The organism is Cellulomonas sp. RIT-PI-Y, assembly GCF_025642745.1.
GTDB lineage: Bacteria > Actinomycetota > Actinomycetes > Actinomycetales > Cellulomonadaceae > Cellulomonas.
On the sequence record NZ_JANZKP010000013.1, the window covers coordinates 16585 to 27517 of the forward strand.

Sequence of the window (10933 nt, forward strand, 5' to 3'; positions counted from 1 at the left end):
GAGTCACAGGGGTGCCGAATGAGGTTTGGCTGCCCTTACCGTTGACCCATGACCGCTGTCGCCGCCGAGGTCACTCAGCCGCCCGTCCTGCCGTTCCGGACCTTCGACGTCCGGGTGTCGCGCATCGTCGACATGTGCCCCTCGTTCCGCCGGATCACCTTTTCCGGCGACGACCTGCACCTGTTCGCCGACAACGGGTTCGACCAGCGGATCAAACTCTTCCTGCCGCTGCCCTGCGGCTACGACACCCTGCCCACCGGCCCCGAGTGGTACACCGAGTGGCGCGACCTCCCCGACGAGGTCCGCCACCCGATCCGCACCTACACGGTCCGGGCCGTCCGCCAGCACGCGAACGAGATCGACGTCGATCTGGTCCTGCACGGCTCCACCGGCCCCGCCTCCCGCTGGGCCACCGAGGCCAGGCTCGGCGACCCGCTCGCCATCCTCGGCCCCAACGCCGCGCACGACGGCACCAGCGGCGGCATCGACTTCATCCCGCCCGCGCACACCGACCGCCTGCTGCTGGCCGGTGACGAGACCGCCGTCCCCGCCATCGCCTCGATCCTGGAGCGCCTGCCCGCCGACGCCCGCGGCGAGGTCGTCCTGGAGGTCCCGGTCTCCGGCGACCTCCTCGACCTGAGTGCCCCGGAGGGCGTCGCGATCACCTGGCTGCCCCGCGACGGCGCCGCCCACGGGTCCCGGCTGGTGCCCGCGGTCCAGGCCGCGTGTGTCCGGCTGATGCCGCTGGAAGCGCCCCGGACCGAGGGGATCGAGCTGGAGGACGTCGACATCGAGAACGGGCTGCTCTGGGAGCTGCCCGTCGACGCCCAGGGGCAGCCGCTGCGGCAGAACGCGGCGCTGTACGCCTGGCTGGCCGGGGAGGCCGGGGCGATCAAGACCCTGCGGCGGCACCTGGTGGCCGAGTGCGGGGTGGACCGGAAGGCCGTGGCGTTCATGGGGTACTGGCGGGAGGGGCGGCCGGAGAACTGACGCGCTCCGCGTCCGTCCCCTGCTCGGCCGACGTCCGGACGTGGTCGGTCCGGCGGGCCAGCATGGAGACGCCGATCAGCGCGGCGATCGTCCCGAACAGGATCCCGGCCCCACCGTTGTACACGCTCGTCCCGATCCCCCCGTCGAGGGACGTCAGCGCCGTCTGCGTCAGGACGATCAGCACCATCGCCCCGGCGAGGTTGACCATCCGGATCGCCTCGACGGTCAGGTCCTTGCTCCGTCGTGCCACCACGACGCCGCGGATCGCCATGGCGAGTTCGGTGAAGGCGACGACCGCGATCGAGATCGCGACGATCTCGGAGAACCTCTCCTGCTCGCCCGGATCGACGACGAGCGGCACGCAGCTGGCGACGTAGAGCAGAGCCAGCACGCTCACCATCGCGCCGGTGGCCCGGTAGGCGCGACGTCGCTCCGGGTGCGGCCGCAGGGTCCCGTCTGGGTCGGGGGCCGTCCTGGTCAGGAAGTGCGCGCGCACGACGTGCTGCTTCGCGACCACGGCACCGAGGGTGAACAGGGCGTTCGCGGCGAGGAACCACGACGGGGAGAGCACGGTCAGCGCGATCTTCCATCCCGCCACCAGGATCCCGATCGGGATCGAGAGACCGGCGAGATAGATGCCGCGTTCGGACGTGTCGTGCACGGCGTACCGCAGGGCGGTGAGCGGACCGAAGCGTCCGACCGGGCCGCCAGGTCGGACCGTCGCCGCGGTCGACGGGCCCGGCGCACGGCGGCCGCGTTCAGTCGGTCGCACGAGCGGGCAGTTCGGCGCGGACCCAGAAGAGGTGGCCGTCCGCGCGGACCTGCAAGGACCCGTGTGCGGCGGCGGCGCGCTCTCTCATCCCGATGATGCCGTTGCCGCCCGGTGAACTCCCGCGGCGCGCGGCGTCCGTCCGGGGGTTGACGACCTCGACCACGATCCGCTCCCCGGGGGTGCGCTCCACGAGGATCGACGCCGACCCGGTGCCGTACTTCTGGGCGTTGGTCAGGGACTCCTGGGCGATCCGGTACACGGCGGCGCCGACGGCGGGCGGCAGATCGAGCGGCTGCTCGGGCAGCGTCGCCTCGACCTCCAGGCCGGCCTCGCGGAACGAGGCGATCAGGTCGGGCAGCAACGCGTGCCCCGGGGTGGGTGCGACGGTCTGCTCCTCGGTGCCGACGCGGAGCACCTGGAGGATCTGCTGGGTCTCGCGGAGCACCTCCTGAACCGCGGCGCGCGCGGCACCCAGATCGGCACGGGACGCCTCGGAGTCGGCGGGCAGATGCACCTCCGCGGCGCCCAGGCGCATGTTCACCACGGCGATCTGGTGGCCGACGCTGTCGTGCAGGTCGCGAGCGATGCGCACGCGTTCCTCGGCCACGGAACGATTGACGGCGGCCTCCCGGGTGGCGATCGCCTGAGCGGTGCGGCGCTCCAGCTCGGACCAGTACTGCCGGTGCCCGCGTATCGCACTGCCGGCCGAGGCGGTGACGAAGGCTGCGCAGGCGGCGATCGACGCGCCGGGATTCTGCGAGGGCAGGGCCGTGCCGAGGGAGATCCACGAGGCCGTGAGGTTCGCGGCCCCGACGACGGCGCCGGTGAGCAGACCGGGAAGCGACCGCAGGGTCAGCAGGAACGCCACGAAGCAGGCCAGGGACCAGCTCGCGATCGGGTCCCAGCCCAGCAGCGCCGCGACGACCGGCGCCGCCGCCGTGAGTCCCAGCCCCAGGTGGGGATCGCGGTGGCGCACCCAGATCCCGGCCGACGACAGCACGATCGCGAGCCAGCCGCCGACGGGGTTCCCGGCCTCCACCACGATCACCACTTGAACGGACAGCGCCAGAGCGACGATCACCAGGACCGTCCGTTCCAGCACGCGGGGCAGCCGGTTCCAGAACGCCGTTCCGGCGCGGGAGCGGGGAGCAGAGGCCGTCACCTGTCCGATGGTGCCATCGGGCGTCACCGGCCACGTACTGCCGTCGCAGTAGGGGAAGTCGGTGCACCCGGAGGACGGCAGGCCGCTGTCGTGTCGACAGGCTGGGGACATGCCGGAGGAGAGATCGGGCCGCTCCTCGCGGATCACCACCCGACGGCCCGTCGCAGGAACAGGAGATCGATCATGAGCCAGACCGAAGCCGTCGCCACGGGCACCGAGTTCGTGGCCTACGAGTACACGACGGTGCGCGCCGACCGCGACCTGGAGTCGCTGTACCGCGACGCGTACCGCAACTTCGGCTGGGTCGCGGAGGGGTACGCCACCACCATGCCGGGGACCGGCGCGGTGACCCTGAAGTTCAAGCGCGACCGCCGGGTGAAGAACCGCGCGCTGGTCCTGGAGCTGCAGCGCAAGTGCCAGCACGCCTTGGACTCCATCGCCAGCCTGGAGCGTTCGAAGACCACGACGGCCACCGCGGCGGCCGTGGGCACCGGGATTGTCGGTTCGGCGTTCCTGGCCGGGTCGGTCTTCTCCCTGGAGGCCGACCTGACCGCCCTGTCCATCGTCCTGGGCGCGGTGGGCCTGATCGGCTGGCTCGTGGGCTACCTCGCGCACGGGCGGGTGAAGGCGAAGAAGACCGCGCAGGTCACCCCGCTGATCGACCAGCAGTACGACGTCGTGTACGAGACCGGCGAGCAGGCCGCGCACCTGCTGGCCTGATCCGCGTCCCGCCCTGTCATCCGCACGGCCGGACGAGGGTGCCCGACCGCTCGACCACACCGGAGGAACCCTCCTATGCACCGCACCAGCACCCGGGCGCCCGGGCTGATCGTGGCCGTCCTCGCGCTCGCCGGGGTCATCGCCGCCGGCATGCAGACCCTGATCGTCCCGCTGATCGGTCAGCTGCCGAGCATCCTGGGCACCAGCGCCGACAACGCCTCCTGGGTGGTCACCGCCACCCTGCTCGCCTCGGCCGTGGCCGTCCCGGTCGCCGGCCGCCTCGGCGACCTGCACGGCACGAGGCGCATCTTCCTGATCAGCATGGTCCCGCTGATCGGCGGGTCCGCGGTCTGTGCTCTGTCGGCCTCGCTGGCCCCGATGCTCCTGGGGCGAGGTCTGCAGGGACTCGGCATGGGAGTGGCGCCCCTCGGCATCGCCCTGCTGCGGGAAGTGGTGCCGCCCGAGCGCGTCGCGTCCTCGGTCGCGCTGATGAGCGCGTCGATGGGCATCGGCGGAGCGTTCGGGCTGCCGTTCGCCGCCGCCATCGCCCAGACCGCGAGCTGGCAGGCCATGTTCTGGACCTTCGCGGCGCTGGCGACCCTCACACTGGTCGCGGTGTGGCGGGTGGTGCCCACCGGGTCGAACCGCAGGCCCTCGGGCCAGCGGTTCGACCCGGTCGGCGCGATCCTGCTCTCCGGGGGACTGATCAGCCTGTTGCTGGCGGTGTCCAAGGGAGCGTCCTGGGGCTGGACCTCCCCGGCGACGCTCGGCTGCGCCACCGGGGCCCTGGTGGTCCTCGGGCTGTGGGTGGTCGTGCAGCTGCGCTCGACGCACCCGCTGGTCAACCTGCGGTCGATCGCCAGCCGTCCCGTGGCGGTGACCAATGCCGCCTCGCTCCTGGTCTCGTTCGGGATGTACGCCCAGTCCCTGGTGATCCCCCAGGTGCTCCAGCTGCCGACCGCCACCGGGTACGGGCTCGGGCAGTCGATGCTCGCGATGGCGCTGTGGCTGGCACCCGGCGGGTTCGTGATGATGGCTGTCGCCCCGCTCGGCGCACGCCTGTCGCGCACCCGCGGACCGAAGATCACGCTCACGGCGGGCGCCGCCGCGATCGCCGCCGCCTATGCGGCCTCGCTGCTGCTCATGGGCTCGACCTGGGGCCTGATGGTCGCGGTGATGCTGGTCAACGTCGGCACCGGCATGGCGTACGGGGCCATCCCGCTGCTGATCATGGGCGGGGTCCCGCGCTCGGAGATCGCCTCCGCCAACAGCTTCAACACCCTCGTCCGGTCCCTGGGGACCAGCACCGCGGCAGCCGTCGTCGGGGTCCTGCTGGCCACGCTGGGCTCCCTCACCGACGGGCATCTGGTCCCGTCCGAGGGCGCCTTCCGCCTCGCGCTGGCTGTGGGGTGCGCGGCGGGCGTCCTCGCCGCGGTCGTCGCGGCCACGATCCCCGCCTCGGCCGGGCGCGAGGATCCCGCCGCCACGCCGTCCCCCGGCGCCGACCGCCCTTCCTCCCCGGTCGTGACCGCCGTCCGCTGACACCGCACGCACCGCATTCCGATCACCCCGACCCCGAGGAGCACCCCATGTCCGACGTCACCGGGAGGACCACTGCGAGGATGAGGGCCCGCGACGCACGGGCTGCGCGAACAACCGGGAGGTATCGATGGTCCGCGTGATGCTGGTCGAAGACCAGGAGATGATCCGCTTCGGGCTGCGCACGATCATCGACGCCCACCCCGACCTGTCGGTGGTGGCCGAGTCCCCGGACGGTCTGCACGCCCTGCGCGCCCTGGAGGCGGGGGAGAGCCACGTCGACGTCATCCTGATGGACCTCCGCATGCCCGGCATCGACGGCGTCGAGACCACGCGCCGGATCCGGCGGTCGCACCCGCCCGAGGACGTCCGGATCGTCGTGCTGACCACCTTCGACCAGGACCAGAACGTTCTGGCGGCCCTGCGTGCGGGCGCCGACGGGTTCCTCAGCAAGGGTGTCGGGCCGGCCGAGCTGACGGCCGGGATCCTCGACGTCGCCGCGGGAGGGGGCACGCTGTCGGCGGCGGCGGCGGCCGCGATCATCGACCACGTCGCCACCGACGCCGGCGTGCCGCCCGACGAGACCGCTCGCCAGCTGCTCGCCGCCCTCACCGCGCGCGAGCGCGAGGTCGTCGAGGCAGTGGTGCAGGGTCTGGACAACCAGCAGATCGCGGAGCAGTTGTTCGTGTCCCCGTTCACGGTCAAGACGCACGTCAACCGCGCGATGACCAAGGTCGGGGCCCGCGACCGCGCCCAGCTCGTCTCCCTCGCCGTCAGGGCCGGTCTCCGACCCTGAGCCGAGAGGCCTCCGGCGCGTCGCCCGGATCCGGCCCGGCCCTGAGCGCACCGCCCGGCCGCACCGCCGGGAGAGGGCGCGCCGCCGGGGCGCAGGGACCGGTCCCGTGCCCGGGCTTTCTCCCTCGGTGCCGTCGTCACCCGATCGGCTGAAGGCTCGCTGACCCGCTGATAACCTCCGGGGAGCGCTTCGGCGCCGGTGCATGAGGACGCGAGCGGGGGGCAATGGCGCGATGCACATTGTCCTGATCACTCATCATTACCCGCCCGAGGTCGGCGCCCCGCAGCGCCGGTGGCAGCAGTTCTCCCGGCGGTTCGTCGCGCAGGGCCACCGGGTCACCGTGCTGGCACCGCCCCCGCACTATCCGCAGGGCGACGTGGAGGACCTCGCCGACGAGGACCGCCCCCGTGCGACCTCCCGCGGGCAGGGCGGGGAGACGATCCACCGGGTCCGGTTCCGCCCGCACGGGCCGGACCTGCTCAGCCGGACGCTCGACCAGGCGGTGGCCGCCGGGCACTCGGTGTGGGTGGGTGCGCGACGACTGCGGGGCCAGGACCGGCCCGACGTCGTGATCGCCACCGCTCCGGGGATCCCGTCGCTGGGCGCCGGTTATCTGCTGTCCCGGTGGTTCCGGGTGCCGCTGGTGGTCGAGATGCGCGATGCCTGGCCGGACCTGATCGCCCCGAGCGGGATGTGGGGGCACGCGCGGCGGCGTGGCTGGAAGGCCTGGGCGACACGGACGGCGCACCGGATCGTGACCTCCCTGCAGCGGCGTGCGGACGCCGTGGTGACGACCACGGCGTCGTTCGCCGACATCCTGCGCGGGCGGCGGATGCCCCGGGTCGAGGTGATCCGCAACGGCGCCGCCTCGGTCGAGCCGCTGGCGCCGCCGTCGGCGACCCGGGAGGCGCTGCACGTGCTGTACCTCGGGACGATGGGGCGCAGCCAGGGTCTGGTGAACGCGGTGTACGCGGCGGCATACGCGACCGCGCGGGGTGTGCCGGTGCGGCTGCGGCTCGTCGGGGGCGGTCATGACGAGCAGGGGCTCCGGGAGGCGGCGGCCCAGCTGGGGATCGACGCGGAGTTCGTCGGGCGGGTGCCGCCCTCCGAGGTGGAGGCGCACTACGCCTGGGCCGACACGGTGCTGGTGTCACTGCGCGCCTGGGACCCGTTCGAGTGGACGGTGCCTTCCAAGCTCTACGAGGTGATGGCCTCGGGCCGGCACGTCTCCGCGTCCCTGGCCGGTGAGGCGGAGTACGTGCTGCGTGAGGCCGGTGCCGGGGACGTCGTGCCCCCGGAGGACCCGGAGGCGCTGGCGGATCTCTGGGTGGCGCTCGCGGCCGATCGCTCGCGACTGCGGGTGGGCCAGAACGGCCGCCGCTGGGTCGCCGAGCACGCCGACTTCGATCGGCTGGCCGCGCACTACCTGGAGGTCATCGGCGAGGTCGCCCGGTGACGACGCCCCTGGACATCGCCCGGAACACGCTGCTCGCGGCGACCACCGCGGCGGGGATGCTCCGGGAGGACCCGCTGCTGCTCGTGGTGCAGGCGTCGCGCCGGCTGCCACGGCGACTGACCGGCGCGGTGTCGGCGGTGCTGCTGGCCGGGCGGCCCGGGGACGGCGTCCGCGCGGTCGCCGGGCACTGGCTGGCCGGTCGACGGGAGGCGGCGGCGCAGGCGGTGCCGCACGCCCGGCCCCGGGGCCGGCTCAGCCGGCGGCTGTTGCAGGAACTGGCGGTGGAGTTGGAGGCGGTCCCGGTCGCGGCGGCCCCGGCCGGACGGGTGCGGGCCCGTGCGGCCTGGCGCAGCGGTGACCTGTCCGGGGCGGCCGAGGTCGCGCGCGCGGCCGGGGCCGATCGTCTGGCCGACCGGTACCTCGCGGAGCGGCAGACCCTCGACCCGGCCTTCGCGCTCCCGGTCCGGCGGAGCACCGACCGGTGCCGATCGGAGGGTCCGCCGCGCGCCCTGCACCTGCTGACCAACTCCCTGCCGCACACCCAGAGCGGGTATGCCCTGCGCTCGCACGCGGTGCTGCGTTCCCAGGCCGCCGCCGGCGTCGAGGTCACCGCCGTCACCCGGATCGGGTACCCGGTGACCATCGGGTCGCTCGCCGCCCGGCACCGCGACACCGTCGACGGCCTCACCTACGAACGGCTGCTGCCGCCGCGCCTGCCCGCGACCGTCCCGGACCGTGCGTCCCGCACCGTGGCCCTGCTGCGGCCGGTCGCCGAGCGGTTCGGGGCGACCGTTGTGCACACCACCACCCCCTACGGCAACGGGCAGATCGCCGCCGCCGTCGCCGCCGAGCTCGGTGTGCCGTGGGTGTACGAGGTGCGCGGACTGCTGGAGCAGACCTGGGTGGCAGGCCGCCCCGGACCCGCGGCCCGGGAGCGGGCCACGGCGAGCGAGCGGTTCCGGCTCCTGCGCGCCCAGGAGGCCGCCGTGGCCGCGGGCGCCGATCACGTCGTGACCCTGAGCCGGACGTTGCACGCCGACCTGACCGGTCGTGGTGTCCCGGCCGAACGGGTCACCGTGATCCCCAACGCCGTCGACGGCCGGTTGCTGACCCTGCCGGACCGGTCGCCGGCGGACGCGCGAGCGGACCTGGGACTCCCGGAGGACGGTTTCTGGGTGGGTACGGTGAGCAGCCTGGTCGGCTACGAGGGTCTGGACATGGTGATCGACGCGGTACGGATGCTGCGAGCCCGGGGCCTGGACGTGCGGGCGTGCCTGGTCGGGGACGGGGTGGCCCGGCCCGAGCTGGAACGCCGGGCACGCGCCGCCGGGATCGCCGACGCCGTCGTCCTGCCGGGACGGGTACCCGCGGCCGAGGCGCCGCGGTGGCACCGGGCGCTCGACGTCTTCACGGTGCCGCGTCGTGACCTGGAGGTCTGCCGTCGGGTGACCCCGCTGAAACCGGTCGAGGCGATGGCGCTGGGCCGGCCGGTGGTGGCCAGCGATCTGCCCGCCCTGGCCGAGGTGCTCGAGGGCGGTGCGGGGCGACTGGTGCCTCCGGGGGACGCCGGGGCGCTCGCGGACACGATCGCCGAGCTGCGCGAGGACGACCGGGCCCGGAGCGAGCTGGTCGCGGCCGGACGGGAGGTCGCGGCCGGACGGACCTGGGAGCGCAACGGCCTGCGGTACCGGGAGCTGTACGAGCGGCTGGGGGCGACATGACCGACCCGGCCCCGACCACGACCAGGCGTGAGGTCCGGTCCGAGATCGTCGACGGCTCGGTGCTGCTGCCGGTGTCCCGACGCCCGCCGCTGACCGAGTACCTCGCCCAGCTGTGGCAGCGCCGCCACTTCATCCGGGCGGACGCCCGAGCCCGGGTGGTCTCGGGGACCCGGGGCGCCCTGCTCGGCACCGCGTGGCTGGTGCTGCGGCCGGTGCTGGACGCGAGCGTGTACCTGATCATCTTCGGGCTGGTCCTGAAGGCCGACCGCGGCATCGAGAACTTCCTCGGCTACCTGGTGATCGGGACGTTCATGTTCCAGTTCACCGCGCGGTCGGTCAGCTCCGGCGCGCAGTCGGTGATCGCCGGGCGGACGCTGATGAAGGCCTTCGCCTTCCCGCGCGCCTCCCTGCCGATCGCCGCGGTCGTCCGCGAGACGGTCAGCTACCTCCCGGTCCTGGTCGCGATGGTGTGCGTGGTGCTCGTCCTGCCGCCGGGGCCCGACCTGAGCTGGCGATGGCTGCTGGTGCCGTTCGTCCTCGGACTCCAGGTCCTGCTGGCCCTCGGCCTGGCCCTGCTGCTCGCACGACCCGTCACCCGGGTGCCCGACCTGCAGCACCTGATCGGCATGGGGACGCGGTTCTGGCTGTACGGGTCGGCCGTGTTCTTCTCCTACGAGCGGTTCATCGACCACCCGGGGATCCTGCGCGTGATCGAGCTCAACCCGATGTTCCAGGTCCTGGACATCACTCGCGACTGCCTGCTGTACGGCGTGACCCCGCATGCCGGCGCGTGGCTGACGCTGGGCCTCTGGGCGGTCGGCACCTGCGGGATCGGCATGGTCGTCTTCTGGCGCGGGGAGGACCGCTATGGCGCTCTCTGAGCACTTCGGGCCGGACGTCCAGGTCGCGGTCGACGAGGTGCACGTGCGCTACCGGACCGCCTCGGACGACGCCGGGCTGCGCCGGTCGCTGCCGCGCTGGCAGCGGGCCGCGAACCGGGTGATCGGGCGTGAGCCCACCGTGCTTGTGCGGGCACTGGCGGGCGTCTCCCTGGTCGCACGGGCCGGGGACGCGGTCGGCATCGTCGGGCTCAACGGCTCCGGCAAGAGCACGCTGCTGCGGATCATCGCCGGATTGGAGCATCCGGACCGGGGGCAGGCCCGGGCACGCAGCACTCCGGTGCTGCTCGGCGTGAACGCGGCGCTGCTGCCCGAGCTGTCCGGCCGCCAGAACGTCCACCTCGGCTGCCTCGCCATGGGGATGACACCGGCGCAGGCCGAGGCGGCCTACCCGACCGTCGTGGAGGTCGCGGGCATCGGCGCGTCGATCCACCGGCCGATGAAGACCTACTCCTCGGGGATGGCCGCCCGGCTCAAGTTCGCGATCGCCGCCGCGTCCGAACCGCAGATCCTGCTGATCGACGAGGCCCTCGCCACCGGCGACGCCGCCTTCCGCGACCGCTCCGAGGAGCGGATGAAGCTGCTCCGCCAGAACGCCGGCTGCGTGTTCTTGGTCAGCCATGCGGCCAAGACGGTCGAGGAGACCTGCACCCGGGCGATCTGGCTGCACCACGGCCGGGTGGTCACCGACGGCCCCGCCTACGAGGTCGCCCAGGCGTACCGCTGGTGGGCCTGGAACCTCGCGAAGGGTGAGACCGAGAAGGCCGCCGGTCTGCTGGAGGACGCCTTCCGGCAGGGCGTCGACACCCAGATCGTCCTCTCGCCCGCCGATGCCACCCACGTCGTCCCGCGGCACGCCCGCCGATGATCGGAGCCAC

At 73.5% G+C, this 10933-nt stretch carries 10 protein-coding genes; 8 read left to right on the top strand and 2 right to left on the bottom strand.

All coding sequences use genetic code 11. The annotated features are described in order from the left end of the window. Window positions 1-48 precede the first annotated feature (48 nt). Entirely contained in the window at window positions 49-990 is a 942-nt protein-coding gene (locus OGL89_RS06290; RefSeq protein WP_263119056.1) for a siderophore-interacting protein, read from the top strand. On the opposite strand, the gene OGL89_RS06295 is transcribed toward OGL89_RS06290, so the two are convergent. After that, complete coding sequence (locus OGL89_RS06295; RefSeq protein ID WP_263119057.1) at window positions 953-1651, bottom strand: hypothetical protein; 699 nt, start codon at window positions 1649-1651, stop codon at window positions 953-955. The two genes, OGL89_RS06290 and OGL89_RS06295, sit on opposite strands and share 38 nt — an antisense overlap. Window positions 1652-1748: 97 nt before the next feature. Then, the gene (locus OGL89_RS06300) at window positions 1749-2924 is read right to left on the bottom strand and encodes a histidine kinase (protein ID WP_263119058.1); all 1176 of its coding nucleotides are present in this window, start codon (window positions 2922-2924) and stop codon (window positions 1749-1751) included. A 183-nt stretch (window positions 2925-3107) separates the two neighbouring features. Between OGL89_RS06300 and OGL89_RS06305 the strand changes: the two genes are divergently transcribed. The 7 genes from OGL89_RS06305 (at window position 3108) to OGL89_RS06335 (ending at window position 10923) form a co-directional block, all read left to right on the top strand. Then, window positions 3108-3644, top strand: a complete 537-nt coding sequence (locus OGL89_RS06305) for a hypothetical protein (RefSeq protein WP_263119059.1) — start codon at window positions 3108-3110, stop codon at window positions 3642-3644. 75 nt (window positions 3645-3719) lie between these two features. Next, on the top strand, window positions 3720-5186 hold the full coding sequence (locus tag OGL89_RS06310; RefSeq protein WP_263119060.1) for an MFS transporter: 1467 nt from the start codon (window positions 3720-3722) through the stop codon (window positions 5184-5186). A gap of 139 nt (window positions 5187-5325) precedes the next feature. Continuing rightward, window positions 5326-5979, top strand: coding sequence for a response regulator transcription factor (locus tag OGL89_RS06315; RefSeq protein WP_263119061.1), 654 nt, complete (start codon window positions 5326-5328; stop codon window positions 5977-5979). A 232-nt stretch (window positions 5980-6211) separates the two neighbouring features. Then, on the top strand, window positions 6212-7435 hold the full coding sequence (locus tag OGL89_RS06320) for a glycosyltransferase family 4 protein (RefSeq protein ID WP_263119062.1): 1224 nt from the start codon (window positions 6212-6214) through the stop codon (window positions 7433-7435). Continuing rightward, the gene (locus tag OGL89_RS06325) at window positions 7432-9156 is read left to right on the top strand and encodes a glycosyltransferase family 4 protein (protein ID WP_263119063.1); all 1725 of its coding nucleotides are present in this window, start codon (window positions 7432-7434) and stop codon (window positions 9154-9156) included. The genes OGL89_RS06320 and OGL89_RS06325 overlap by 4 nt, the downstream gene beginning before the upstream one ends. After that, window positions 9153-10037 carry an ABC transporter permease gene (locus OGL89_RS06330; RefSeq protein ID WP_263119064.1) on the top strand — a complete coding sequence of 295 codons (885 nt, stop codon included), beginning with the start codon at window positions 9153-9155 and terminating at the stop codon, window positions 10035-10037. Before OGL89_RS06325 ends, OGL89_RS06330 begins: the two co-directional genes overlap by 4 nt. Continuing rightward, on the top strand, window positions 10024-10923 hold the full coding sequence (locus tag OGL89_RS06335; protein WP_263119065.1) for an ABC transporter ATP-binding protein: 900 nt from the start codon (window positions 10024-10026) through the stop codon (window positions 10921-10923). The genes OGL89_RS06330 and OGL89_RS06335 overlap by 14 nt, the downstream gene beginning before the upstream one ends. The last annotated feature ends 10 nt before the right edge of the window (window positions 10924-10933 follow it).

Excerpts from the sequence above, each read along its gene's own strand:
- OGL89_RS06330 (WP_263119064.1), top strand. The coding sequence starts at position 9,153 with ATGACCGACCCGGCCCCGACCACGACCAGGCGTGAGGTCCGGTCCGAG.
- OGL89_RS06310 (WP_263119060.1), top strand. The coding sequence starts at position 3,720 with ATGCACCGCACCAGCACCCGGGCGCCCGGGCTGATCGTGGCCGTCCTC.
- OGL89_RS06315 (WP_263119061.1), top strand. The coding sequence starts at position 5,326 with ATGCTGGTCGAAGACCAGGAGATGATCCGCTTCGGGCTGCGCACGATC.
- OGL89_RS06335 (WP_263119065.1), top strand. The coding sequence starts at position 10,024 with ATGGCGCTCTCTGAGCACTTCGGGCCGGACGTCCAGGTCGCGGTCGAC.
- OGL89_RS06290 (WP_263119056.1), top strand. The coding sequence starts at position 49 with ATGACCGCTGTCGCCGCCGAGGTCACTCAGCCGCCCGTCCTGCCGTTC.
- OGL89_RS06320 (WP_263119062.1), top strand. The coding sequence starts at position 6,212 with ATGCACATTGTCCTGATCACTCATCATTACCCGCCCGAGGTCGGCGCC.
- OGL89_RS06305 (WP_263119059.1), top strand. The coding sequence starts at position 3,108 with ATGAGCCAGACCGAAGCCGTCGCCACGGGCACCGAGTTCGTGGCCTAC.